Annotated in this window: 21 protein-coding genes and 3 pseudogenes; 12 read left to right on the forward strand and 12 right to left on the reverse strand. The window is 68.3% G+C overall.

Annotated features, from left to right (window positions below; all coding sequences use genetic code 11):
• The first annotated feature begins 108 nt into the window (after window positions 1-108).
• On the forward strand, window positions 109-2,181 hold the full coding sequence (locus B1H19_RS35365; protein WP_083108951.1) for a putative Ig domain-containing protein: 2,073 nt from the start codon (window positions 109-111) through the stop codon (window positions 2,179-2,181).
• Between the two features lie 400 nt (window positions 2,182-2,581).
• Here B1H19_RS35365 and B1H19_RS35370 read toward each other — a convergent pair whose 3' ends face one another.
• Both B1H19_RS35370 and rpmF read right to left on the reverse strand, forming a co-directional pair.
• Window positions 2,582-3,766 carry a GTP-binding protein gene (locus B1H19_RS35370; protein WP_083108952.1) on the reverse strand — a complete coding sequence of 395 codons (1,185 nt, stop codon included), beginning with the start codon at window positions 3,764-3,766 and terminating at the stop codon, window positions 2,582-2,584.
• A 3-nt stretch (window positions 3,767-3,769) separates the two neighbouring features.
• Window positions 3,770-3,940 carry a 50S ribosomal protein L32 gene (gene rpmF, locus B1H19_RS35375; protein ID WP_083108953.1) on the reverse strand — a complete coding sequence of 57 codons (171 nt, stop codon included), beginning with the start codon at window positions 3,938-3,940 and terminating at the stop codon, window positions 3,770-3,772.
• Between the two features lie 128 nt (window positions 3,941-4,068).
• Between rpmF and B1H19_RS35380 the strand changes: the two are divergent.
• Window positions 4,069-4,230: pseudogene (locus B1H19_RS35380) on the forward strand (helix-turn-helix domain-containing protein); the annotation flags it as partial.
• A gap of 510 nt (window positions 4,231-4,740) precedes the next feature.
• Here the strand turns inward: B1H19_RS35380 and B1H19_RS35385 are convergent.
• The 6 genes from B1H19_RS35385 to B1H19_RS35410 all read right to left on the reverse strand — a co-directional run bounded on the left by B1H19_RS35385 (window position 4,741) and on the right by B1H19_RS35410 (window position 11,491).
• Window positions 4,741-6,507, reverse strand: coding sequence for a choline/carnitine O-acyltransferase (locus tag B1H19_RS35385; protein WP_237289691.1), 1,767 nt, complete (start codon window positions 6,505-6,507; stop codon window positions 4,741-4,743).
• A 59-nt stretch (window positions 6,508-6,566) separates the two neighbouring features.
• A complete protein-coding gene (locus B1H19_RS35390) occupies window positions 6,567-7,412 on the reverse strand; it encodes a methyltransferase type 12 (RefSeq protein WP_083108955.1) in 846 nt (281 codons plus the stop codon).
• 69 nt (window positions 7,413-7,481) lie between these two features.
• On the reverse strand, window positions 7,482-8,351 hold the full coding sequence (locus B1H19_RS35395; RefSeq protein ID WP_083108956.1) for a HalD/BesD family halogenase: 870 nt from the start codon (window positions 8,349-8,351) through the stop codon (window positions 7,482-7,484).
• Between the two features lie 583 nt (window positions 8,352-8,934).
• Window positions 8,935-10,032, reverse strand: a complete 1,098-nt coding sequence (locus tag B1H19_RS35400; protein WP_083108957.1) for a baeRF2 domain-containing protein — start codon at window positions 10,030-10,032, stop codon at window positions 8,935-8,937.
• A 309-nt stretch (window positions 10,033-10,341) separates the two neighbouring features.
• Window positions 10,342-10,665: a hypothetical protein gene (locus B1H19_RS35405; protein WP_083108958.1), complete on the reverse strand. Its 324-nt coding sequence runs from the start codon at window positions 10,663-10,665 to the stop codon at window positions 10,342-10,344.
• A 241-nt stretch (window positions 10,666-10,906) separates the two neighbouring features.
• Window positions 10,907-11,491, reverse strand: coding sequence for a GNAT family N-acetyltransferase (locus B1H19_RS35410; RefSeq protein WP_083108959.1), 585 nt, complete (start codon window positions 11,489-11,491; stop codon window positions 10,907-10,909).
• 260 nt (window positions 11,492-11,751) lie between these two features.
• Between B1H19_RS35410 and B1H19_RS40935 the strand changes: the two are divergent.
• Window positions 11,752-11,868 (forward strand): annotated as a pseudogene (locus B1H19_RS40935) (FHA domain-containing protein); the annotation flags it as partial.
• Window positions 11,869-12,118: 250 nt separating this feature from the next.
• Here B1H19_RS40935 and B1H19_RS35415 read toward each other — a convergent pair.
• Complete coding sequence (locus B1H19_RS35415; protein ID WP_083108960.1) at window positions 12,119-13,024, reverse strand: peptidoglycan-binding domain-containing protein; 906 nt, start codon at window positions 13,022-13,024, stop codon at window positions 12,119-12,121.
• Window positions 13,025-13,756: 732 nt separating this feature from the next.
• Between B1H19_RS35415 and B1H19_RS40415 the strand changes: the two genes are divergently transcribed.
• The 7 genes from B1H19_RS40415 to B1H19_RS35445 all read left to right on the forward strand — a co-directional run bounded on the left by B1H19_RS40415 (window position 13,757) and on the right by B1H19_RS35445 (window position 20,451).
• Entirely contained in the window at window positions 13,757-13,885 is a 129-nt protein-coding gene (locus B1H19_RS40415) for a hypothetical protein (RefSeq protein ID WP_257789457.1), read from the forward strand.
• A gap of 1,587 nt (window positions 13,886-15,472) precedes the next feature.
• Entirely contained in the window at window positions 15,473-16,087 is a 615-nt protein-coding gene (locus tag B1H19_RS35420; protein ID WP_083108961.1) for a ParA family protein, read from the forward strand.
• Window positions 16,084-16,374 carry a hypothetical protein gene (locus B1H19_RS35425; protein ID WP_083108962.1) on the forward strand — a complete coding sequence of 97 codons (291 nt, stop codon included), beginning with the start codon at window positions 16,084-16,086 and terminating at the stop codon, window positions 16,372-16,374. Before B1H19_RS35420 ends, B1H19_RS35425 begins: the two co-directional genes overlap by 4 nt.
• A gap of 300 nt (window positions 16,375-16,674) precedes the next feature.
• The gene (gene cpt, locus B1H19_RS35430) at window positions 16,675-17,205 is read left to right on the forward strand and encodes a chloramphenicol phosphotransferase CPT (RefSeq protein ID WP_083108963.1); all 531 of its coding nucleotides are present in this window, start codon (window positions 16,675-16,677) and stop codon (window positions 17,203-17,205) included.
• A 616-nt stretch (window positions 17,206-17,821) separates the two neighbouring features.
• Window positions 17,822-18,121, forward strand: coding sequence for a hypothetical protein (locus tag B1H19_RS35435; RefSeq protein WP_159028214.1), 300 nt, complete (start codon window positions 17,822-17,824; stop codon window positions 18,119-18,121).
• Between the two features lie 102 nt (window positions 18,122-18,223).
• Window positions 18,224-19,552 carry a family 2 encapsulin nanocompartment cargo protein terpene cyclase gene (locus B1H19_RS35440; RefSeq protein ID WP_083108965.1) on the forward strand — a complete coding sequence of 443 codons (1,329 nt, stop codon included), beginning with the start codon at window positions 18,224-18,226 and terminating at the stop codon, window positions 19,550-19,552.
• A gap of 14 nt (window positions 19,553-19,566) precedes the next feature.
• A complete protein-coding gene (locus B1H19_RS35445; protein WP_083108966.1) occupies window positions 19,567-20,451 on the forward strand; it encodes a geranyl diphosphate 2-C-methyltransferase in 885 nt (294 codons plus the stop codon).
• Window positions 20,452-20,480: 29 nt separating this feature from the next.
• Here the strand turns inward: B1H19_RS35445 and B1H19_RS40240 are convergent, their stop codons facing one another.
• Both B1H19_RS40240 and B1H19_RS40245 read right to left on the reverse strand, forming a co-directional pair.
• On the reverse strand, window positions 20,481-20,960 hold the full coding sequence (locus tag B1H19_RS40240) for an NAD(P)-binding oxidoreductase (RefSeq protein ID WP_203237395.1): 480 nt from the start codon (window positions 20,958-20,960) through the stop codon (window positions 20,481-20,483).
• 97 nt (window positions 20,961-21,057) lie between these two features.
• Window positions 21,058-21,438, reverse strand: a pseudogene (locus B1H19_RS40245) (NAD-dependent epimerase/dehydratase family protein); the annotation flags it as partial.
• Here B1H19_RS40245 and B1H19_RS35460 point away from each other — a divergent pair.
• Entirely contained in the window at window positions 21,425-22,831 is a 1,407-nt protein-coding gene (locus B1H19_RS35460; RefSeq protein ID WP_159028215.1) for a WD40 repeat domain-containing protein, read from the forward strand. The pseudogene B1H19_RS40245 and the gene B1H19_RS35460 overlap by 14 nt on opposite strands.
• Before the next feature lie 53 nt (window positions 22,832-22,884).
• Here the strand turns inward: B1H19_RS35460 and B1H19_RS35465 are convergent, their stop codons facing one another.
• Complete coding sequence (locus B1H19_RS35465) at window positions 22,885-23,232, reverse strand: VOC family protein (RefSeq protein WP_083108968.1); 348 nt, start codon at window positions 23,230-23,232, stop codon at window positions 22,885-22,887.
• Between the two features lie 475 nt (window positions 23,233-23,707).
• On the opposite strand from B1H19_RS35465, the gene B1H19_RS35470 reads away from it, so the two are divergent.
• The gene (locus B1H19_RS35470) at window positions 23,708-23,917 is read left to right on the forward strand and encodes a hypothetical protein (RefSeq protein WP_083108969.1); all 210 of its coding nucleotides are present in this window, start codon (window positions 23,708-23,710) and stop codon (window positions 23,915-23,917) included.
• Window positions 23,918-24,407 lie beyond the last annotated feature (490 nt).

A 24,407-nucleotide genomic window follows, 5' to 3' on the forward strand; every position in this document is an offset into this window, starting at 1 on the left:
CAGGGTTGTGAGTGTCATGCTCATGACTGCGCGCGCATAGCTGCTACGCACGTCACGGGCTGCCCATCCAGTGCGAGAACCCCCACTTCCCGATGGAGGCAGTACCCCATGCGTGAGTCACGTCCGAGCGGGCAAAGACGGAGTCTGCGAAGACTCGTTGCCGTCGCCTTCCCCGCGCTCGCCCTTGCCGTCGCCGGAACGGCCGCCGCGCCCTCGGCCGGTGCGCAGCCCACCACGGTGCAGCCGCACACCTCAAAGGTCACGCAGAACGCCAAGGCGCTGACCGACCCCCAGCGGCAGACCTTCCACCCGACCGGCAAGGCTGGCCAGAAGGTCCCCACGACCCACCTGTGCGCCACCGCCAAGCCGGGCCAGGCGTCCTGCTTCGCCCAGCGCCGCACCGACATCCAGCAGCGGCTCGCCTCGGCGCTCGCCGCCGCCGCGCCCTCCGGCCTCTCCCCGGCCAACCTGCACAGCGCCTACAACCTGCCCACGTCGGCGGGTTCCGGCATGACCGTCGGCATCGTCGACGCCTACAACGACCCCAACGCCGAGTCGGACCTGGCCACTTACCGCTCCACCTACGGCCTGTCCGCCTGCACCAAGGCCAACGGCTGCTTCAAGCAGGTCAGTCAGACCGGCTCCACCACCTCGCTGCCGACCAACGACACCGGCTGGGCCGGTGAAGAGATGCTCGACATCGACATGGTCAGTGCGGTCTGCCCGAACTGCCGCATCGTCCTGGTCGAGGCCGACTCCGCGAACATGGCCGACCTCGGCGCCGCCGAGAACGAGGCCGTGGCGCTCGGCGCCAAGTTCGTCTCCAACAGCTGGGGCGGCTCCGAGGACTCCTCCCAGACCGGCAACGACACCTCGTACTTCAAGCACCCGGGCGTCGCGATCACCGTCTCCTCCGGTGACTCCGCCTACGGCGCCGAGTACCCGGCGACCTCCCAGTACGTGACCGCCGTCGGCGGCACCGCGCTCACCACCGCCTCCAACTCCCGCGGCTGGAGCGAGTCGGTGTGGCACACCAACTCCACGGAAGGCACCGGCTCCGGCTGCTCCGCCTACGACCCGAAGCCGAGCTGGCAGACCGACAGCGGCTGCTCCAAGCGCATGGAGGCGGACGTCTCCGCGGTCGCCGACCCGGCCACCGGCGTCGCGGTCTACGACACCTACGGCGGCTCCGGCTGGGCGGTCTACGGCGGCACCAGCGCCAGCTCGCCGATCATCGCCTCGGTCTACGCCCTCGCAGGCACTCCGGGCGCGAGCGACTACCCCGCGAAGTACCCGTACTCCCACACCGGCAACCTGTACGACGTGACCAGCGGCAACAACGGCAGCTGCTCCCCGTCGTACTTCTGCACCGCGGGCACCGGCTACGACGGCCCGACCGGCTGGGGCACCCCGAACGGCGCCACCGCCTTCACCGCCGGTGGCAGCACCGGTGGCAACACGGTGACCGTCACCAACCCGGGCAGTCAGTCCACCACCACGGGCGGCTCGGCCAGCCTGCAGATCTCGGCCTCGGACAGCGGCGGCGCCGCGCTCACCTACAGCGCGAGCGGCCTGCCCACCGGCCTGTCCATCAACAGCTCCACCGGCCTGATCTCGGGTACGGCCTCCACCGCGGGCACCTACCAGGTCACGGCCACCGCGACCGACTCCACCGGCGCCTCCGGCTCGACCTCCTTCACCTGGACCGTCGGCTCCGGCGGGAGTGGCGACTGCACCTCGTCCCAGCTGCTTGCCGCACCGGGATTCGAATCGGGCAGCGCCGGCTGGACCGCGACCAGCGGAGTCATCACCAACGACTCCGGTGAGGCGGCCCACGGCGGCTCGTACTACGCCTGGCTCGACGGCTACGGCTCCTCGCACACCGACACGCTGTCCCAGTCGGTGACGATCCCGTCCGGCTGCAAGGCCACGCTCACCTTCTACCTGCACATCGACACCGCGGAGACCGGCAGCACCGCCTACGACAAGCTGACGGTGACCGCCGGTTCAAAGACCCTGGCGACGTACTCGAACCTCGACGCGAACTCCGGGTACGTGCAGAAGACCTTCGACCTGTCCTCGCTGGCGGGCCAGACCGTCACCCTGAAGTTCAACGGCGTGGAGGACTCCTCGATGCAGACCAGCTTCGTCGTGGACGACACCGCCCTGACGACCGGCTGACCGGTAGAACTGAGCACTCGATCCCGCACGCGGAAACCGTCCGCGTGCGGGACACGCCGTAACCAACCCGGTCGTTCAGCACGCGACAGGCGGGCGCGCCGCCCACTCCCCCCCAGCGGTGACGGACGACGCACTCGAAACCGGGTGCCGATCGGGCCGCGTCGCTGCCATGCCCGTTGTGGGCTCCTGAGGCGCGCGGTAACCGACTGCTCTTGGTCGCACCGGGGAGCTCTCCCGCGTGGGCCATCTCGCCTGGAGTCGCGGTTACACAGGCGGGTGGCGCCGGCGTCGGCGACGCATCCCTGGTGAACGACTCCTTGCCGGCATACGAGCCCGTGTCCTGGTGCCCGACCGGGGCCAGGCGGCGCCGTGGCTGCGTTCACCGCCCGGCCCGGGGTCTTCAGGCGCCTGCCACGAGTTGGGGATGCTCGTGCTCGCAGGCGTCATCGATGCCGTACGTGTCCCAGGTGGGGAACGGGTCAGTGGGCGGCAGGCTCTCCTCGTCGGCCATGAGGCAGTCGGTCAGTGCCGCGTGCAGTGCATCCTTGTGCAAGTGCGTGCCGATGAAGACCAGTTCCTGGGCGTCCCGGCTGTCGGCGTCGCGTGCGGCTGAGGGCTCGAAGCGTGCGACGGAGCCGGCCTGTGACCACAGGCCCGTCACGTGCGGGCGGCTGGCGAGGGTGAAGAAGCCCTTGGAACGCAGGATCTGTCCGTATGCGCCGCTGTCGAGTTCCTGGGATACGAACGTCCACAACCGGCCCGGATGGAAGGGTAGTTCGGAGCGGAAGACGGTCGAGGAGATCCCGTACTCCTCCGTCTCGGGGATGTGGTCGCCGTTGAGCTCCCTCACCCAGCCGGGGGCCTGGTGGGCGCGTTCGAGGTCGAACAGGCTGGTGCCCAGTACGTCGCCCACCTTCACGCGGCCATGGACGGCCGGGACGATGCGCGCGGCCGGGTTGAGGCGGGTCAGCGTCGCCCGCAGCCGGTCGGTGGACTCCTCGTTGACGAGATCGAGCTTGTTGAGCACGATGACGTCGGCGAACTCGATCTGGTCCATCAGCAGGTCGCTGACGGTGCGTTCGTCGTCCTCGTACTGGTCCAGGCCCCGCTCGACCAGTTCGTCGCCACTCGCCAGCTCCGGCAGGAAGTTGGCGGCGTCCACGACCGTGACCATGGTGTCCAGGCGGGCGATCTCGCCGAGGGTGGCGCCGTCGTCGCGGGCGAAGGAGAACGTCGCGGCCACCGGCATGGGCTCGGAGATGCCGGACGACTCGATCAGCAGGTAGTCGAAGCGGCCTTCGCGGGCCAGCCGGTCGACCTCCACGAGCAGGTCGTCCCGCAGGGTGCAGCAGATGCAGCCGTTGGTCATCTCGACCAGGCGTTCCTCGGTCCGCGACAGGGCCGCCTCGCCGCCGCGCACCAGGGCGGCGTCGATGTTGATCTCGCTCATGTCGTTGATGATGACGGCGACGCGCAAGCCCTCGCGGTTGCCGAGGACGTGATTGAGGAGGGTGGTCTTGCCCGCGCCGAGGAATCCGGACAGGACGGTGACGGGCAGTCGGCTGGAGGAGGCGGACGACTTCAACGCTCAGCCCTCGGGGTGCAGCAGCCCGCGCTCGTACGCCCTCACCAGCCGCTGGGGTACCAGGTATGACACTCCGTCGACGGTGACGGGTACGAGCGCCGGCGTGGTCGCCTTCCACTGGGCGCGGCGGTGGCGGGTGTTGCTGCGGGACATCTTCCGCTTGGGAACGGCCATGAGGGACCTCCTGGTTGGGGTGACGAGGGAGAGGCTACATGAAAATGAACACCATTACGAACTAGTGAGGGTGGTAGTTCATGAGTTCACGCTTACCTGAATTCAGGAATCCGTGTTCCGTTGTCGGTGTGCTGACTGTTGCCCCCGACATCGAGGTCCTGGTCCGGTTCGGCAGGGCGCTCGCCGATCCCATCCGCTGCCGCATCCTGCTCGCCCTGCGGGAAGCGCCCGCCTATCCCGCCGACCTCGCCGACGCGCTGGACGTCTCCCGCACCAGGCTGTCGAACCACCCCGGAAAGACAGGCGCGTTACGCAGTCGTCGGCGATTGCCTGGAAACAGCGGTACCTCCCATAAGCTGGGCCTCTTTGCTGTCGATTGCGACAGCGCCAAGGCCGACTACAAGGTCGAGTCGACTCCTGGCTACAAGGGCCGGTGTGCGCCCGAGCAAGACCGATACCAGGAGACCCGCCGCGGATTTGTGGGCGGCGGTGACCAGGGTGATGTGCCGGTGCCGGCCGGCGAAGGAGCGGCCTTCGAAGTGGTCCAGGCCCAGGGCGGTCTAACCTGACGGTTGCCTTAACGGAGTTTGGCGGATACCAATAAAGACAATGTCAACCGTCAGGTTCGGTTGAGCTTCCTGGGCTGAGCAAGATCGTCCTGGGTGTGGCCGCCACATCTCAGTACGCAACCGGGAGCGGCGTTCTCCGGCCTCGGCCATGGCCGGCTCAGCCGCTGAAGCCGTCCGGGCCGCCGGACCGTGGTCCCCGACCGGGAGTTCCGGTCCGGCGGCGGGCTCCGTTCAGTCCTTAGGTCGCTCGGACGCCAGCAGCTCCCGGAGTTCGTCCATCGCCTCCCGGAGCCGGTCGGCGAACGTCCGCATCTGCGCAGCGACCGCCATCGGCGTGCTCAGATAGAGGTTGAACCGCTCGGGAAGCAGCACATAGGCGACACCGATGCACTGGCTGCTGGTCGACCCGAAGCCGAAGTACTGGATGTTGACGGACGGCGCGGAGCTCGTGCTCAGGTAGTCGTCCCGCATGGTCAACCAGCCCGGCGTCCGGTACAGCGCGGGCTGCTCGGTCACCCCGAGCTCGGCTCCGCGCCTGCGCTGGATCAGCTCCAGCTCCCACAGGTGCTGCTCCGGCACCTGCCCGGCCTGGCACGCCTTCGCGCGCGCCACATGGGCCTCGGTGGCTGCCCGGAACGCGGCGCGCCGGGCGTCCGCGTCCGCTGCCGGGTCCTCCATCGCCGACACGAAAGCCACCATCTCGGTGGTGACGACGCGCATCGCCTCGGTCCGCCCGTGCCGGTACTGCCGGGTGGCGATCGACTCGTACGTGGCGCCCAGGTGCCCCTTGGCGCGCTGGTGGGCGAGCTGGTAAGCGGCCTGGACGAACGCGTCCGGCGAGACCCCCAACGCCTTGGCCGCGTTGCTGCCGAAGTCCGTGAACGACAACGTGCTGGTCGCGGTGTTCTCCCCGTACGCCGCGAACGCGTCGGCGGCGGAGCGCACCTGGGCCCGCAGCGAGTCGTCCAGTTCGAAAACGATCGGCTCCAGCGCCGGCAGCCCCTGGGAGCGGGCTCCGGACTGCTGGGACTGCTTTTCGGCCGGGGTATTGAGCAGGGCGTCGGTGAAGGTGAGGATCGTGGTTCCGTCCAACTCGCAGTGCTCGACGTTGATGCCCGCCCGTCCGTCGGCGAAGACGACGAATGACACGGCCTTGTCGAACCAGCGGTTGCCGCGGTCGCCGTACAGCAGCTGGTCACAGGCGTCCTGGACGTCCGCGGGGGCGAAGTCCTCCAGAACGACGCAGAACAATGCCTTCTCGACAGCGTCAAGGGCGTCGGCGTTGCGAGGGTGGCAGGCGAGAAGGGACTCCCGGGCGGCCGCCCACTCCGCGCGGGCCATGGTCGTGAGGTGGCCCACCGAGGTGTCCGTGCCGGCCGGGTCGGCACCGGCCTTCATCACGGCGCGCAGCCCCGCCCCGATGTCATCCAGGCTGTGCGGGACACCGTCCGGACCCAGCACGTCCAGCCGGAACATGCCGCCCCGGAAGAACACCACGATGTGCCGGGCCTCGGACGGGCCCGGCCACTCCTCGGTGTAGGGGGCGCGGACGGTGTCCTGCTGCGCGCCGGGGATACGCGTGGTGGAGAACAGAAACTTGTTCTGCACCATCGACTGGGGCGCTCCGCGCTGCACCACCGGTGGAATCAGCCCCTGATCGAGCTGCCGCTTGTAGTTGAGGGCCCCGGCGACGAGTCCGGCCGCCCGCTCCACCTGCGCCTGGTCGGAGTCCTGGAACAGGAAGAAGAAGTTGGCGTTGAGCGCGATCCGGTCCCGGCGGCCCAGGTATCGGTACGGCCAGAAGGTGTCGAGCCAGCTGTGCACGCCGTCCGTGGCGTCGTATTCCTCCAGCGCGGCATGCAGCACCCGGCCGGGGCCACCGGGTCGGAGAAAGGCGGCAACCTCCGCCTCGGTCGCCGACCGCTCGTCGGCGGTCAGCAGCGGCGTACACCAGGCGAGAAACCTCTCGCAGCTCGCCTCCAGCGTAGGCAGCGGCACGCGCGGGAGGCTGTCCTCCTGGGCGAAGGTCGCGTTGTCTGACGCATCCTGACTGGTCTTCAACTCTGTTCTCGATTCGGGTCGTCGGTACCTGTGATGTCGTACGGCCGGGAAAGGTAGAGCTGTGCGTACAGCCAGCCTTCTGCCTCCAGGCCCCGTGGATCCACCCCTGCGGCCGACATACTGTCGAGTACGAGCGCCTGCTCCTGCGCGGAGGCGAACCGCCGCTGTCTGAACACCTCGTCGACGCGGACGGTCCGGTAGCCCAGACTCGCCAACGTGCGCTCGACGGAGTCGAACGGGAACATCCGCAGCACGAAGTGCGCCATCCAGGGCCGGCGGCTGCCCTGCGCTCGGACGACTCGTGTGAGCGTCCGCTCGGTGACGTAGCCGACGCAGCCCGTCGAGATCACCAGGTCCGTATCCGAGAGCTGGGCGCGCTGTCGCGGTGTGGGTTCGTGCTCCTCCAGGTCGGCGTGCACCACGTCGTCGAGGAACCCGGCCTCAACAGCGTAGGACAGCGCGCTGCCGGAGGTGTCGAGGCCGACGAAGCGTATCGCTTGCGGGGGTTGGCGTGACCGAGCCAGCTCCCGGTCGCGGGCCAGCAAAGCCTCGCGGCTCTCACCCGCACGCTCCTCGTCGCCGTAGCGCGCGTACAGCTCGTCCATGGTGGCGTCGTACTTCAGCAGGGCGGCGTTGATTCCGTACGAGCAGCCGATGTCCAGCACCTTCGGTACCGCGACGTGCCGGGACTCCCGGTACTCCGTGATGATCTTGGCGAAGTAGGGCTTGGCCTGCTGCGGAACGCCGTAGTCGAGCGGGCGCAGCCCCCTGAAATAGGCGCGCGGATCGGGCTGGTCGTAGATGTGGGCGAGTGAGACTTTTCCGGTCACGTCGAAACGCACAGGGCTTACTCCTCCGTGGGATCGCGCAGGGGGAAACGGCCTACGGCTCCTACGCGTTTGCGTCGCCCGCTAGTCCAGGAGCCGGTCGCCGCGGACTGCCCGGCCCTCGGCCGCCAGGTGCTCGGGCAGCACCCGGCCGAAGAGCTGCCGGGTCCGTTCCACGCTCCCGATGACGCCCGGGCGCTGGCTGTAGGCGAATATCGCGGTGTGGCGCGCGACCTCGCCGCGCACCGGGTTCACTCGATGCAGCGAGTAGCGCCCTTTGAACAACTGGAGGTCACCCGGTTGCAGGGGGAGGCGCTGGGTCAAGCGCTCGCCTCGGCCCTCCACTACGTCCCGGACGTCGTCGAAATTCTCGTCCTGCGCGGTCCGAATGTTCGGGCAGTACTCGAAGACGCCGCCGGCCTGCGCCTGCTGGGTGAGCATGCTCACGGTGAACTCGTTGGTGTCGAAGTGCCAGGGGTGCTCCATGCCCGGCGCGATGACGTTGAGAACCAGCCCGGAGAGCGGGTCCGCCAGTTCGTGCAGCTCCGGCAGTTCGAAGCAGTGGGCGATGAAGTGCCGGAACACCGTGCTGGAGTAGAGTTGGCTGATGAGGGAGTCCGCGGGGATGCGGTCCCGCGCGACGAACGCGTTACCCCGCTCGAAGGTTTTCCGGCCCGGATGGTCCTCCGGCAGTGCCGAGTCCACTGCGATGTTGTAGACGTTCACCGTCTCGACGTCGTGGTGCGCCCGGGGGGCGATGGTCGAGCACTCCTGCCGCAGCACATCGCGCAGCGACGGGCGGATGAAGTCCGGCAGCACGGTGCAGCCGAGAGTCAGCAGGTCGCGCCGGGCACGGGACACGACGTCCCGTCCCCGGGAGCTCGCGAGTTCCGACAGGGGATAGCGGGCCGTGTCGACTATCTGATCGAGCGTCAGGGCTTCCAAAGAGCGCATTCGATCCTCTCCACATGAGGGCCGCCCCTCTCGCCGGCCCGCGGTTCCGCCTCCTACGCACACACGGGACGAGCGACGCGATCCGTGCGGTCGGCCGGACCTCACTCTCGACGTCTCAGTAACTCCGCTGGCGAGAAGGGCACTTGAAGTTCCCACAGTGGCGCCGTGTTGTCTGTGACGCGTCACACTGCCCAACTGCGCGTTCCAGCAGGCCTTCGCTGGTTTGGCACGGGCCGACCGTCGCACAGGAGCCGTCGCCCGCGCCGCCGAGGCGGGACAGGTCGATGGACGGCATGGGCGCTCGAGTCGAACACCACGGTGCTCGGTGCGTCGAACATGCCGGTCAGATCGCCATGCCCGACGCGGCCGGACAGCTCGCCGAGCGCGGCATCGAGCCGCTCGTGCGGAGCTGATCCACGAGCGGCAAAGGCACTCGCGGGAAGGCCGCGCAGACGATGACGGCGCGCTCATACGCCGCGCCGCCGCTCCAGCCCGGTGTCGGCATGGTCCGCGCAGCGGCGCTCTCCGGGGCGGCCGGGCGCAAGGGGCGACCCGTGATTTTTGGGGGCGCAGCGCGTCGGCGTCAGGACGTGGTCCCCGGGTCGGTGTACCGCAGCAGGGCGCCCACGCCCTCGTACAGCCTCAGCTCGCTCTCTGGTACGACGACCAGCTCGGCACCGGTGCCGACCAGGGCCCGGACGAGGGCCTCGTCGGCGCGTTCCTCGCGCGGGGCCCGCACGCCGAAGGACATCAGCTCCGCCTCGGTCACGGCGAGCTGAGTGGGCTGGGAGCCCGCCCAGAGCCGCAGCGAAGACCCTGGCGGCTGGTTCAGCAGCAGTGCCGAGACCTGGCCGCGCTGGAGGGCGGCGATGGTGGCGGCCAGCCCCTCCGTCATGGGTCCGTCCAGGGCACGTCGGCCGATGAAGATGTTCACGAGTTCCCGGTCGTGCGCGGCCATGCGGCCGCGGAAGACGCCGTCGAGCTGCGGCTCCAACAGGGCGCGTCCGGTGTCCGTGGGGGTCCGGCCGCCCACGCGTACGACCTTGTCCCGCAGGGTGTGCGGCAGGCGGCGGATCAGTACGTTGCATGCCCACTCGTCCCCGCCCACCACGACGGCGTCGGCATGGGCGCGCCGCGCCCGTTCGTCCAGCCGGTGACCGAGCCGGACGGAGGTGCGGTGCCAGGTCGCCACCGCGACCCTGCGGTGCAGCCGCTCACCCGGGGTGACGGTGGACGCGGGCCAGGTGCCGGTCTCCGCCTCCAGAGTCACCCAGCCGTGGGTCTCGGCGGTCGGAAGGCCGCCGTAGTGGACGACTACGGCCATGTAGGGGATCTCCGGAAGGTGCTGGGTGACCAGGGGCATCGCGTCTGGCAGGGTGCTGTAACGCGCGGAGTCGTGCTCGGGCGGCCTGGGCAGCTCCCCGTCCAGGATGAGCGTGCCGTGAGCGGCGAAGATGGCCTGACCGTGCACCCCCGGCAGCTCTGTGTCGGCGCCGACCACCTCCTCCAGTACGTTCAGCAGCGCCCGGTCCGAGCCCTGACGGGACAGACTCTCGCGCAGCCGCCTCCAGCGCAGCGCGATCGCCCGCTCGGGATGCTCGACGTTTCGGGAGGTGTCCAGGTACACGGAGGCGAACGGGCCCGGCTCCGCGTAGAGCGGTTCAAGGAACGACAACCTCATCGCCACTCCTCGTCGACGGTCCCCTCCTTTGATGATGCGCGCCCCGGGGGCGATGGAGCTCGACGAGCGCGAGCGGTGCGGAACGCGGGGCGGTCAGGCGCCGGCCGGCAGCAGCCGGCCCATCGTGAGCATGGTGGCGGCGCCCAGGCCGTCCAGCACCGCCAATCCGGACCTTGGTGTCGGCTACCTGCCGGGCGAGGCTGTCGGCAGCTGGCCTGGAAGGCGGCTCCCATCAGCTCGGCGGTGCATGTTCGGGAGTCGCGTGGGGTGGCGCCCTACGTTGCTCGACCACGGTCATTGCCGTTGTCATTACAGCTCTACCCGCCGCCTTCCCCAGGCTCGGCGAAGGAGGGGGCCGCGACGGAAGCGGCCGTCGTCGCTGTCGCGGATGAGGCGGAACGGGATGTGGTGGCGCGCCATCATCGCGAGCGCGCCCATGGGCAGCGCCGCATCGGTCGTGGGGTAGCCGTCCGACGTCACGAGCGCTCCCACGGCCGTCGGCGCCAACGGCGTGACGGCATTGCCGAGCAGGTTCACCGCAGAGTGCACGCGGCCCTGCAACTCGTCCGGTACGTGCGCCGTCCGATAGCCGACGATGATGCTCTGGGCCGGCGCGACCTTCGTGGCCGGCACGAAGATCCGTGACGTTCGGGGGTTCTGACAGTGTCCACGGACGCCGGCTCGGGCGGGATGGTACGGGTACCGGCGGCGCGGAGCCGGCGGCGCTGATCGCGGAGTGGACCCTGCTGCGCCGGCTCCGACAGCGGGATGTGGTCGGCGTGGCCCACCGCCCGCATCCCGCACGTGAGGAATCGGTGCTTCGCCTACGCGACCGCCGCTCCACCGCGCGGGCGGCGTTCAGGGCAGGGCCGGCTCAAGAACAGGACCGACGCATGTACAACGCCGTCTCCCCAGCCGATTCCGTCCCCTCGTAGAGCGAGGTGTCCAGCCCGCAGAAAGCGAACCCCATGCGCTGATAGGCGCGGATCGCGGGCGCGTTGACATTGGTGACTTCCAGCCACACGTGTCCGGCGCCGCGCTCGGCAGCGTGCTCAAGGGCGTGGTTCATCAAGGCCCGTCCTATTCCCCGGCCCCGGTGTGTGGGGGCCACCTCGATGTCGGCGACGGTCAACCGGCGGTTCCAAGGGTTGTATTCGGTGACGACAAACCCGCAGATGTCGTCCCCGTCGACGGCCACAACGGTGCGTTCGTCGTCCGCATCCTCCTCATCACTCTCGTCCTCCGGTTCATCGTCCGGAAAAACCTTGTGGATCGGTGTGTCCAACCGAACAGACCGCACGGTGAACCCGTCCTTGGTGAATGTCACTTCGAAGATGGTGTCCGTGGTGAACGATCCGTCGATGGCAGCGACGGCCTCCTCGTCCCCAAGGCGCGCCAACCGGTAGACGATTGTCCCTTCGGGGTGCACGGTCCCTGTGCGGTGTTCAGTGGTCGCCATGGCTTCACCGTATTGCGGGGACACGGGAGTTGATCACGATTTCTCGCCACGCCAGATGGCGCTGCTCTGCACTTCGTGGCGGACCGACACGAAGTGCTGCGCCCGGTGTTCGCATCGTCGGAGCGTGTACGGGTGAGTGGCACTCCCGCCGTGGACCTGCGCGTCCAGGACGTCGACACGTGCTCCGAGGAGCGGCTTCACGAGACATCCGCCGCCCACGCGGGCACCGTCTTCGACCGGGCCGCCGCGCCGCCGTGGCGGTGCGGAAATTGGCCGCAGGAGGTGAATACCTTCTCGTCGGAGATCTCGGTTCGCGGAGCGGGACGTTCGTCAACGGGGCGTCAGTCAGGGTCCGGACGTCCCTTGAGCCCGGAGACGAACTGCAAGTGGCAGATGTTCGACTGCGGTTGATCACTTCTCAAGAAATACAGCGTGACCGAGGGGCACGCACCCCCGGTGGGCGGTTCTTGGCACCTCCCGCAAAACCCACCATGGCGCCGGTCGCTACCGGTCTGCGGCCTGTCGAGCGGTGCTGCGGTGCTGAGGTCGAGTGCGTCTCAGGTGGTGCGGCACCACGAACGAGCAGGTGGGGACGTACGGCCCGCATCAGTTCGGTGCCCGGGGCCGTCAGAATTGGTTCAGCAGCGCGTTCCATGTCTGGGGGCCGATCTGCCCGTCGACCACGATGTCCGCCTCCTCCTGGAAGCTCCGGGTGGCGGCGTCCGTCTGCGGTCCGAAGACGCCGTCGATCGGGCCGGGGTCGTGGCCGTGGGCGGCCAGGAGTCCCTGGGCGTTCTTGACGTCCTGGCCCTGTGCCCCCTGTTCGAGCGTCGGGCTCGGGACGGACGGCCGGTCCAGGTGCACCTTCCCCCAGACCGCAGGCCGGTCGTCTGCCTGGGGCAGGACGCAGAACCACAGCGTGGCGAACGCACCCCGCTGGATGGCGAGGAGATCGCCTGCCTGGCCGGTGTCCGGGGGAGAGGCGGTCAGCCTGGAAGGGGCCAGGTGGATCTGTGCGGCCTGGTCCGACGAGAACTCACCACCGTGTCCGCTGGTGCTGTTGCCCGAGACCCCGGCTCCCTGCGAGCTCTCGCCCGAGACCCCGGTGCCGCTCCCGCTCTCGCCCAGCACCCCGATGGCCGAGCCGCCGTCCGTCGCGCTGTCGCCCGTGGGCAGTGCGAACCGGAAATCGATGCGGCTCTGACCCACCACCCCGGGCGCGCTACTCATCGAGACGCCGAAAACTCCTCCGGAGTCTCCGCGCCGGCCGAAGCCGACCACGCCGGCAAGGGTCCGCCCCCTGCCGAAGACCCCGTACGTATTGCCCTCGCCGACCACTCCGATGAGATCCCGTGCGGCTTGCCTGTCCGATTCGTCGCCCGGGGCCAGGCTTTCTCCGTAGACACCGCAGAAGGTCCCGACAGCGTTGACTCCGTAGACGGTGTCCGTCGAATGCGTGGAGAATCCGGCGCGGGGAAACCCGGCCCCCGTGAAGGACGGCCCCGTTGCGGTGAATTGGTCTTCGTGCGGCATAGCACTCACCTCTGGCTGACGCGGTTTCGGTGGCCCTCCCGTCAGTTCCAGCCTCCTCTGTCGCCGACTCTCTGCAACCCGGGGATCTGCGATGGCACACCGCGAAACTTGGAGATCGTTGGGCGCTTTGAAGCCGAGTGCCTGAAGTCCGGCGAGTACGTAGTCGGATGCGACCGCGACTACTTTCCCGTCTGCCGTCTGCCGTCTGCCGTCTGCCGTCTGCCGTCTGACGTCTGCGCCTTAACCTGGAGTCGCAGGTTAAGGCCGAGTGTCGTCGCACTCGTGGCGGTCCCGCAAGAGGCAAGTGCCGTGTGCGCGACCGCTATGCGCTCGGTGCGCTCGGTCTGCTGCTCGGTGAAGAAACAACAAATGGGGAACCGTCCAGAACACTCCCAGCAGCAGGACCGTCTGCCAGGGCATGATCGTCGGCGTGCCATTCCATGCGCCAGAGGCGAGCCCTGCCAAGCAGGAGACCAGCACTCACACTCGCCGGGAAGGAATGAATAAGTCTGCCGCGTTCCGTCACCGAAGGAACGAAAAGATCCGTAAATCGGCGAAAACGCAGCCGTCGCGAGCAGAGCAGAGCAAGCCACCCACGGAACGCCCGGATTCTCCGTGCGGCTGTGCCCCAAGCCCGGGTGTCTGCCTGCTCCACGAAGCATGTGAGCAGGCTGATAGGTCTCCTCTCATCGACCCTAGGTCGTACGAGCGATCTCTGCATCCCGAGGGACTATGCCCCTCGGTCAGTTCGCGCTGAAGATCCACCGCGCCATCGCCCGGAGCCACTTCGGCGCCCACTGCGACCCGCAGCCGTGGTGGCCGGGTGCCGGCGATCACCTGCGCGAGAACGGCGCCGGCTAGGAGGGCATCGCGGAAGTGCACTCCCTCGTCGATCAGATCGTCCGCAACGAAGCCCGATTTCCGCGCCGACGGTGGTACCGCTCCCGGGAGGAGTTCTCCGCCCGTGACGTCCTGGGTGGTGTACTGCGCTTCGGCGGGGAGGTCTTCGGCAAGGTCTATGCATCCGCGCCGATCCCCACCGGATCATCACGACGGACCCCGGTAGCCCCTAGCGAAATGTCGCGTTCGGGCTGTTCGGGCTGTTCGGACTGTTCGGGCTGTGCGCCGGAGGCCGGTGGGCGACCCTTTTCGATCGACCGGTCCGCCGCCACCGAGGGACGTGCTCCCTGTCGACCAACCGGGCAAGCCGGGGCCGGCAGGGCGTAGTGCCGCACCAGGGGTGCATCGGTATAGCTCGGGCCTTGCGAGGGGGCGGGGTGAGTCCGACATCGCCGCGCCAGTAGGGTGCCGCCGTGCCGCCATCTGGGGGGACTGGGGCGGCGACCGGAGGAAACGGACAACCGCATGGACTACTGCGTTGGATGCGGGAGTTATCTCGGTGGGGCGGAGGCGTGCCCGACGTGTGCCCATGTCCATGGTGGTGCAGCCACCGGTTACCCCCCACCACGGCCACATCCCCTCTACCGGAGCGGCACCCCGCCGACGCCCGAGCCGCCGGTCTACGAGCACACGGGAACTCGCGGGTACGACGAAGGCCCCGAAGCCCCGCATGGGTACGAGCAGACGCAGGCGCACGAGCCCCTGGAGTCGTACGAGACAGGGCCCGTTCCCGAACAGGGCGGCGAGCCCAACGGACCGGGCCTGGCCGATGGAGACTTCGACCCCGGCACGGCCACCGGCTTTGACGCGGCTGCGGCTGCCGGTCCCGGTGACGGCCACGAGGCGTATGCCTCCCACCGGAGGTCGGCGACGCGCCGCCGCGGCGTGGGCCCGCGTCGGGCGCGACGCCGCAAGGGCGGCAAGACCAAGCTGGCCCTATGCGTCGCGGGTGGGGTCGTACTGGTCGGCGTCGTCGCGACGGGCCTGTCGGGGGAGCTGCTGCCCACCGGTCCGACGCACGGAGGGCACACGGAGTCGCAGGCCTCGGCCCCGCCCGTCGACGCGTCCGCCACCGCGCAGCCCTCACCGAGCCGGGCCGCGGGAGAGCTGGCTCCTCCGTCGTACGCCGCGAAGCCGTCGGCATCGGCATCGGACGTTGCCGTCTCCCACTCGGCGGTTCCTGTATCCGCAACCGCGACGCAGTCCGTCGCCACCCGGCCCGCTGCCAAGGAGCCGCCCCGGCCAAAACCGTCACCCACGAACCCAGGGTCGAGCCCGACGCCCGCACCGCGCCCCACACGGTCGCGGACCTGCTTCCTCTTCTGGTGCTCCTAGGTGCTCGACGCCGAGGAGACTGGAGCCGGAACCGGGATTTCCCCGGCCAAGACCGTAGCGCCCGGCTCCGACATCGGCGCTTCATCCCTCACGTGAGGTCTCGGACGTTCCTCACTGCTTGTGGGTGAACCATGAGGCCACGCCCTCGTGCCGACCGAAACTGGATGATTGCGTCCATTATTGTCAGCTCTTGTGCCGTTGAGCTGTGCGTTTGTGAACCTCAAGCCCGGAGTCGGAAAGACGACGAGTGCTGTGTGGCTGGCCCACGCGCTTCATGAGTCGGGTATGTCGCCGCTGCTGGTCGACGGTGACCCGGCCGCCTCCGCGCTGCGCTGGAGCGAGCTGGCCGGTGGCTTTCCGTTTCCGGTGATCGCCCTGCCGGTGGGGGACGTCCACCGTCGCGTGAACGATTTCCTCGGCAACCGGCAGGCCGTCGTGCTCGATGCGCCCCAGCTGGAGGACCATCCCCGCATCGCCCGCAGCATCATGAGGTACGCCGGAGAGTGGATCGTGCCCGTGACTCCCGCCCCCATCGAACTGGACCGGATGGCGCCCATCCGTGGCGAGATGGCGGACGTGCAGTCCCTGCGTGCCGAGCCGGCCCGCTCGGCGGTCCTGCTCAATCGCACCAACCGTCCCGATGCCACGCGCACCGGGCCCGATGCGGATGCTCGCGAGGCACTCACCGAACGGGGTTTCGAGGTGCTGGCCACCCAGATCGCGCGGCTCGACCTGTACTCCCAGTCTTTCGGGAACTCGGTCCAGGCCAAGGGCTCGGCGTACATGGACTTCGCGGAAGAACTGATCAAGCGTCAGGATGAGGCATGAGCCAGCGCAAGGAAAACTACCGCGCGGCATTGCAGCGCGGGGAGGACGTCTCCGCACCCCGGTCCACGAAGGTCACCACGCTCCAGAGCAGATACGTCCGGGTGACCGTCGAGGTCGATCCCGACCTGCGAGGCGATCTGACGCGATGGGTGGGAGGGCCGGTCTGCTCGGTCGTGTTCGCCGGGGCGACCGTCCTTCGTGCCCTGGCCGCCACCGCCGGTTGGGTCTCTCGGCCCGGAGACCAGGCTGCGTCCGCCCCGCGTGAGGCTCCGGATTCGGGTCGCTGACCAGGTGGCTCGCACGGCAGGGCGGCCCTGCCTGAGGTAGCCGTCGCGCGTAGCGAAGCCCCGTGCTCCCGGGGGCCGTCAGGCACGAGCGCTGTGCCGCGATGTCGATGTCTGACGCCCGCTCTGCCCCGCCCCGCCGTGCAATGGGCGGCGGCGCCCCGAACCTCCTGGGAAATGAGAAAGGTCGGCGCTGTCGCCGAGCGCTCTGACCGGGAAGGTTCACCGGGTTGTGGCAGGCGGCGCAGGGTTCGCGGAAATCCGTTTCGAGCGTTGCGCTGCTGCCTCTACTGTGGCGCGGTGATGACTCAGGTGATCGTTGTCAACGGTGGTTCCAGCTCGGGGAAATCCGGGATCGTGCGGTGTCTGCAGGCAGTGCTGCCAGATCCGTGGCTGGCTCTCGGGACGGACACGCTGGTTGAGGCGACTCCGGCATCCATGCACGGGATGGATGGCGGTATCGAGTTCGGTCCGGACGGAGAGGTGACCATCGGTCCGGAATTCCGAACGCTGCAAGCCGCATGGATCGAGGGGGTCGTCGCGATGGCCCGTGCGGGCGCCCGGGTCATCGTCGACGAGGTGTTCCTCGACGGGGCGTACTCACAGCAGCGATGGCAGAAGGCTTTGGGAGAGCTGCGGGTGCTGTGGGTCGGCATCAGATGTGACGCTGTAGTGGCCGCAGGCCGTGAGGTCGCACGAGGTGATCGGGTTGTCGGGATGGCCGCGTTGCAGGCGGAAGTGGTCCACCAAGGCGTGAGCTATGACCTGGAGGTGGACACCGCGCTCGCGGAGTCGATGGAGTGCGCGCGGACCATCGCCGCACATGTCAAGTGAGCTACGGGGAGGCGGTCTTGTGCCGTGACTGCGGTGCCGGGACGGGGAGGAGTCGGCTGTAGGGTGAGGCGCACCCCCGCGCCGGCCGGGTCGGCGAGCTGACCGCCTGCGCCGAGATCCTGCAAGCAGTTGTCCGCGTGCCGTTCTGTGCCGACCTCGCAGGCAAGGTGCGTCAGCATGTGTCCGCATCCAGCATGCCGACTGCGGATGCTCGATTTCGGCGACGTTGTTCATCAAGTCCAGCTGTCGGTACCGAAGATGAAGACGGTGCGGACGGTTATCCCGTGCACTAAACGTGTTCATCTCAGATAGGCCGAATGCCGTCGGTCATCAGGGCAAACATGGTGCGGAGCGAGATCACTGCATCGAAGTAACTCCAACGGCCTCATGGGGCGAGCTGTGCGTACAGGCCCTTTACTGTTCTTCGGGACCTGGACGGATTTCCCGATGTTCGCCCTCTTTTTCTTCTTTCATTCATTGGCTGCCATTGCGTAAGCCGGACACCACCCTCGCGAAGGAGAGCTCGCCCGATGACCGTTGGGACCAGCCCGGAATCGCAGCTGGAGCCGCCTCGGCAGTCCAGGCCGAATAGCGCGGCTTCCGAGGTGCGGAGGTGGTGACCGTGATCGCCGGACGATGCGTCCCGCGGGCCTTGCGCGTCGGCGGGATTGTGGTCGGGCACGATGCCCACGGCGAGCGGAGCCACCTGATCGTCGAGAGGCAGAACCGTTACGGCGAGGGCGAGATCGGCATGGCGATGTCCGTCGGTCGATGCCCGCAGTGCGCACCGGCGAGGACAGCCACGGCGCCATCGGTCTGCACCACGTATGACCCCGCGTATGACCCCGCCGCCCTCTCGGTGCCCGACGCGCTCGGGGCGCTGGAGAACATGCAGATCGCCCGCAGAAGCGACTAGCGAATCCGTCCGACGACCACGACGGCCCGGACCGACCCGGATTCCCGGGCGAGCGCTTTCGGGGACCGGGGACAGCCCACTCACCTCATCAAGGAGCTACGGATGCCCGATCCCGGGTTTTCGCGTCCGCAGCCGAGCCTGCCTGCCGCTGCGGCCCGGCCCCATATCCACACCCACGCTGCCGGTTCCGCAGCCGCAGGCGAAGCTCTGCCCACCAAGTCTCCTCTGCCCGGCCCACCCTCCGTGCACGCGGGGGAGGGCGCTGCCGCGGTGAGGCCATCGAGTCCTGCGGAGTTGAGGCATGCGAACCCTGCCGTGGTGACGCAATCGAGCCCCGCCTTGGAACGGATCCTGCGCGGCCCCAGTGGTCTGGGCACGACGGGCCTGCATCTGGCCCGGCGCGAAGAGGTGCCGGTGCCTGCGGTGTCTCCGGAGCCCGAGGCGCCGGACGAGGGCAAACCGATCCCGGGTCTCTACCACCATCCCGTGCCGGAGCCGGATCCGGCACGGGTGGAGGAGGTCAGCCGCAGGATCAAGGCATGGGCGGTCGACGAGGTCGAGATGTACCCCCCGGAGTGGGAGGACCAGTTCGACGGCTTCTCCACCGGCCGCTACATGGTCGCCTGCCATCCGGACGCGCCCACCGTCGAACACGTGATGCTCGCCGCGCGGCTGATGGTCGCCGAGAACGCGGTCGACGACTGCTACTGCGAGGACCACGGCGGTTCGCCTGTCGGTCTCGGTGGCCGTCTCCTGCTGGCGCACACGGCTCTCGACCCGCTGCACACGACGAAGGATTACGCGCCGGGGTGGGTGGAGTCGCTCGGGTCGGACGCGCCTCGGCGTGCCTACCGCTCCGCCATGGAGTACTTCGTCCAGAAGGCGACCCCCTCCCAAGCCGACCGGTTCCGGCACGACATGGCCCGTCTGCACATGGGGTACCTCGCCGAGGCGGCCTGGGCCGAGACCGACCACATGCCCGAGGTATGGGAATACCTGGCGATGCGTCAGTTCAACAACTTCCGTCCCTGCCCCACCCTCACCGACTCCGTCGGCGGCTACGAACTGCCGGCGGACCTGCACGCCCGGCCCGATATGCAGCGGGTCATCGCGCTTGCGGGCAACGCCACCACCATCGTCAACGACCTGTACTCGTACACCAAGGAACTCAAGAGCCCCGGCCGACACCTGAACCTGCCCGTGGTGATCGCCGAACGTGAGGGCATCTCCGACCGGGATGCCTACCTGAAGGCGGTCGAGGTCCACAACGACCTCATGCACGAGTTCGAATCCGAATCCGCCGCCGTGGCCGCCGCCTGCCCCGTCCCGAGCGTGCTGCGCTTCCTGCGGGGAGTGGCCGTGTGGCTCGACGGCAACCACTACTGGCACCAGACCAACACCTACCGATACAGCCTGCCCGATTTCTGGTAAGGAAGGACTTATCTGTGACCACCACCCAGCTCATCTCCGCCAACGGCACCTCCGCGTTCGTCCCCGCCCCGGCGTCGCCCTACCAGGGGGACATCGCCCGCTACTGGGACCAGGAGGCCAGGCCCGTCAACCTGCGTCTGGGCGACGTCGACGGGCTGTACCACCACCACTACGGCATCGGCGACGTCGATCACGCCGCCCTCGGGGACCCCGGTGACGGCCAGTACGAGAAGCGGCTGATCGCCGAGCTCCACCGTCTGGAGTCGGCGCAGGCCGAAGTCCTCCTGGACCACCTCGGCTCCATCGGGCGTGACGACACGCTCATGGACGCCGGCTGCGGCCGGGGCGGTTCGATGGTCATGGCCCACCAGCGATTCGGATGCACGGTCCAGGGCGTCACCCTGTCGGCCAAGCAGGCCGACTTCGCCAACCAGCGCGCCCAGGAACTCGGCATCGAGAGCCACGTCCACGCCCGCGTGTGCAACATGCTCGACACGCCCTTCGAGACGGGGCAGGCCGCGGCCTCGTGGAACAACGAGTCGAGCATGTACGTCGACCTCCACGACCTCTTCGCCGAGCACTCCCGCGTCCTCGCGGTCGGCGGCCGCTACGTGACCATCACCGGCTGCTGGAACCCGCGTTACGGGCAGCCCTCGAAGTGGGTCTCCCAGATCAACGCGCACTTCGAGTGCAACATCCACTCCCGCCGCGAGTATCTGCGCGCCATGGCCGATAACCGTCTCGTACCGCAGACGGTCATCGACCTGACGCCGGCGACCCTGCCCTACTGGGAGCTGCGGGCCACGTCCTCCCTGGTCACCGGCATCGAGGAGGCGTTCATCAACTCGTATCGGGACGGCTCCTTCCAGTACCTCCTGATTGCAGCCGACCGCGTCTGACCGACCGCAGACCGAAAGGGCCGGGCCCGTCACCCGACGGTCCCGGTCCTTGCGGCGTCCGCAGCCTTGGCTCGGTCAGCTCTTGGCGGGGGCTTCGCGGCGGATCCACTGGAGCAAGGCGGGGTTGTCGACGGTGGTGATGACCCTGACGGTGGTGTGGAGTGGCGATCGTCGTCCAGCAGGGCCAGCATGCTTGCGGCCAGGTCCGCACGGGCGGTGAACCTGCCTTCGGCGTGGCCCTCGACAAGGGTGTAGTCGGTGACCGACGGCAGGTGGTAGAGCCCGCTCGGGCGCACGATCGTCCAGTCCAGATCACTGGCCCGGACGAGCGTTTCCATCCGCCGCATGTCGTCGTACAGCGTCTTGCCCAACACCCGTGTCACGTAAGGCAGAAGTACTCGGTTGAACAGGAACCCGGCATCGGAGTACGGGTGCGGGTCGACCCCGGTCGAGCTGACGACGGCGAGACGGCGGACTCGATGCGAACCAACGGTCCGGATGCTTGATATCGGGCTTGCCGGCGTGCGCCATCGAGATCGCGGTCATCTGGTGCACGATCAGCTCCGGACGGGCCTTGGCCACCGCCTCACCGACCGACGCCGCATCCAACCCGTCCCTCACCACACCGTCCGCACCCCGCTGTGCCAGCAGGCCCAGCTTGGCCGCGCTCGTGGTCGTGGCCGTCACCTGGTGGCCGCGAGCCAGGAGCTGTGGCACCAGCCGCCGTCCCAGGACCCCGGACCCGCCTGTCACGAACACCGCATGACCATCACCTTCCTGACCTGAGCGTCTGTCTTCGCTACCCGAGACAAGACAGCGCGGGCGCCTGTGACATGGGAGGGAAGAAAGGTGGGAGAAGCCGCCGTGGGCACGGACTGTCAGACCCCTCTGCAACCATTGATCGTGCCTGAGAGAAGGCAGCCGGCTCGCCTTGCCGGTTGCCTCGACGAGCCACTTCCTGAGGGGGACGACGGTGTCGACGGACATGTACGGCGTGCGGGTTCTGAAAGTCGATCCGGACCGACTCCGCGCCAGAATCCAGGTGCTCGTCGTCTACTACGACACCGAATCGCGCACGCACATCCCGCTGCCGGGCGAGGAGCCGGGTGTCTTCCTGCACTTCCTCTGGGAGAGCGCGGCGGGCTATCTGAGCGATGACGACGAACGCAAGGGCCCCCTGGGCAGAGTGCTCAGCATCGATGACATCCTGAACTATGCATGGGTCGACACCCACGCACGCCGTTTCATCTCAGAGGTCCGGCGCACCGAGACGCTCAACGACCCGCCCACCGGGCAACAGTGGGAAGAACTCCACGACTTCTCCTACGAGCGTGGGGGCACCTGGCAGGACGAGCATCTGCTGATCCAGGGCGAGTACGAGATACGGGTCACGGACCGCAAGTGGCTGGAGCACCTGGCCAAGGGGCAGGCATGGGGCTCGGCCGCCTTTCCCCTGAACGGCGACAGCTGGACGGCCGACGACGCGCCGTACATACCCGACCTGGCCCGACCAGTGGTCACCCTGCGGCCGTTCGAGACGACGAAGGGCAGCGTCACATACGACTGCGTCGAGCACATGGAGTTCTCGGACGACGGCACGTACCTGGCGGTGTGCAGCGACCAGGGGCGGGTGTGGGTGTACGACACCGCGGACTGGAGCGAGGTGGTGCACACCCACGCCGGTGACTGGATCGTTCCGCTGATGATGTGGGTGCCCGGCAGCCATGTCCTTGTGGTCAAGAGCTACAGCACGGGCGACGAGCCCGAGGAGGAATCGCAGTGGGCCTATGACGTGAACCAGCGCACGAACGTCGAAGCGCCCTTTCAGCGCGGGCACCGCAGATCGGGTGACGGCGCGTACCGCATCAGCCCGAACGGTGCCGGTGAGGGCGGTTTCGACCTGCACGGGCAGAGCCGTGAGCCCTCCCGGCCGCTGTCTCATGCCGGTGGCCGGGACCCGATCCAGTGCCACGCCTTCTCCGGTGACTCCTCGCGGCTGTTCCTCGGCGCGCAGGAGAACCTGTACGTGGTCGACCCGGCGAAGGGCGAGGTGGTCGACAAGGTCATGAGCGCCTCGGAGCGGCTGTTCGAGCTCGCCGCCAATCCGGACGGGAGGTACCTGGCGATCGGCAGCTTCAGCCGGAAGCTGAGCTATCTGGAGTTCGGCGAGAACCGACCGCACGAATTGTGCATCTGGCGGATGGCCGACAAGAAGATCGTTCTGGGCCACCAGTTCAGGGCGTACATCGACGAACTCGCCTGGTCACCGAACGACGGTCGCTGGCTCGCGGTTGCCCTGGAGCCCATGGGAGAAGGCCAGTTCCACCGAGGTGAGACGGAGATAGCCGTCTTCCGGATGGGACCGGATGTCGGTCACTGACCGGGAGCCGCAACCGGGCACAGCGGTCGTGCGGGCGGGTGCCGCGAGCCCGGCTATCGGTGGCTCAGCACGTTGACCACCCGGCCATTGGGGTCCCGGACGAAGAACCGGCGTACGCCCCATTCCTCGTCCTGCAACGGGTGCACGATCTCCGCGCCGCTGTCCCGCACGAGCGTGTAGACCGCGTCCACATCCTCCACTTCGACACTCATGTCGGGGATCACCGGTGCAGTCTTGTCGTCCGCCATCACGCTGACCTGCGCCGCCGGAGCGGACGGCGAGGCAAGCGTCATGATCCAGCCGTGGTTCATGACCTCCTCGAAGCCCAGCAGGCCGTAGAAGTCCCGGTTTTCCTGCATGGTCTCGGACTGGATGTTGGGTACGACGCGGCGAACGGCCATCAACGCCTCCATGTGAAGCAAACGTGTCTCACGACCCCGTGATCTCCCTGGTGGCCCAGGGTAGGCCAGGGGGTACCGGCCTGGGCGTGCATGACGTGAGGAACGAGGCCCGCGGCACCGAGCCGAGTGAGCAACACGGGAGTGTCCGCTAACCAGTCCTCAGTGTTCATTGTTCATTCCGATCACCACGATCGCAGGCTACCCAACAGCCAGAAGGGGAGGGCCTCTTGGGGACCCGGAGGCGTACGGCCGTGTCCGGCGGCCTGTTGGCTCATCGGGTGTTCTGTGTCGTGTAGGTGACGTCGCGCTTCCGCTTAGAGACCTTGTGTGTACAGCGCGTGAAGGGCGGGACGTTTGATGCACCACGCCGTGCGCGAACGTGCAATCTGTCGTGTGGCGGGGGTCGTTCAAGGCTTCCCGCCGCAGTGCGCGATGCATTGCGACCATTACTAGAGAAGAAGGACGCTCATCAATTATGAGCAACATCTCCCGCATTGAGACCCGCGAGATAGCCGACGACGACCTCGACAGCGTCGCGGGCGGTCTCTCCGTCAGCGGTTCCCTGGAGGGCCTGACGGCCAAGTTCGCCCCGGGTCCCAACGGCGTGCCGGTCCTGACCGGCGGCTCCATCAAGTCCCTCAGCGTTACGGTCTCGGACATCCCGCTGGGCCCGATCGGCGGCTGAGACACGGCTGGATACAGCTTCGGCGCGGTGCACAGCCACCGGGCCCCGGAACCGCCCGGGCCGTTGTGAGGTAACCCGGGGTTCCGTGTGACGTCGGCCTTCAAGACCTGGTTGTGGTCTTGAAGGCCGACGTTGTCGTAGGGGGTTGGTTGCTGACGATGACTGTGTTGTGGCCAAGGGGACCGGCGAGCCGGCACCGGGGCGAGCCGGGTACGGCTGTGTGGGCGGGCCGGTGGGGGACCGGCCCAAGGAGGCGACCGACGCGCGGTCGTGTTCCCCGTGGCCAGGGTGGACGGTGAGTCTGCACTGGCCGTCCTCGCAGGAGCGTTGCAGGCGGCCTCGGGAAAGGGTCTGCATCAGCCCCGCCGTCCAGCACATCGGGCAGCCGCGCAACGCGAGCAGACCGGCCGGGAGGAGCACCAGGCTGACCGGCCCGACGGCTGGAACGAGAGCGAACGAGCCGATCAGCGCGCCGAATCCCAGCGCGCCG

The organism is Streptomyces gilvosporeus (assembly GCF_002082195.1).
Lineage (GTDB): Bacteria > Actinomycetota > Actinomycetes > Streptomycetales > Streptomycetaceae > Streptomyces > Streptomyces gilvosporeus.

Bases quoted from the DNA above. Each gene is read 5' to 3' on its own strand.
- B1H19_RS35365 (WP_083108951.1), top strand. From the start codon at position 109: ATGCGTGAGTCACGTCCGAGCGGGCAAAGACGGAGTCTGCGAAGACTC.
- rpmF (WP_083108953.1), bottom strand. From the start codon at position 3,940: ATGGCCGTTCCCAAGCGGAAGATGTCCCGCAGCAACACCCGCCACCGC.
- B1H19_RS35395 (WP_083108956.1), bottom strand. From the start codon at position 8,351: ATGCGCTCTTTGGAAGCCCTGACGCTCGATCAGATAGTCGACACGGCC.
- B1H19_RS35400 (WP_083108957.1), bottom strand. From the start codon at position 10,032: ATGAGGTTGTCGTTCCTTGAACCGCTCTACGCGGAGCCGGGCCCGTTC.
- B1H19_RS35410 (WP_083108959.1), bottom strand. From the start codon at position 11,491: ATGGCGACCACTGAACACCGCACAGGGACCGTGCACCCCGAAGGGACA.
- B1H19_RS35415 (WP_083108960.1), bottom strand. From the start codon at position 13,024: ATGCCGCACGAAGACCAATTCACCGCAACGGGGCCGTCCTTCACGGGG.
- B1H19_RS40415 (WP_257789457.1), top strand. From the start codon at position 13,757: ATGCCCCTCGGTCAGTTCGCGCTGAAGATCCACCGCGCCATCGCCCGG.
- B1H19_RS35425 (WP_083108962.1), top strand. From the start codon at position 16,084: ATGAGCCAGCGCAAGGAAAACTACCGCGCGGCATTGCAGCGCGGGGAG.
- cpt (WP_083108963.1), top strand. From the start codon at position 16,675: ATGACTCAGGTGATCGTTGTCAACGGTGGTTCCAGCTCGGGGAAATCC.
- B1H19_RS35440 (WP_083108965.1), top strand. From the start codon at position 18,224: ATGCCCGATCCCGGGTTTTCGCGTCCGCAGCCGAGCCTGCCTGCCGCT.
- B1H19_RS35465 (WP_083108968.1), bottom strand. From the start codon at position 23,232: ATGGCCGTTCGCCGCGTCGTACCCAACATCCAGTCCGAGACCATGCAG.
- B1H19_RS35470 (WP_083108969.1), top strand. From the start codon at position 23,708: ATGAGCAACATCTCCCGCATTGAGACCCGCGAGATAGCCGACGACGAC.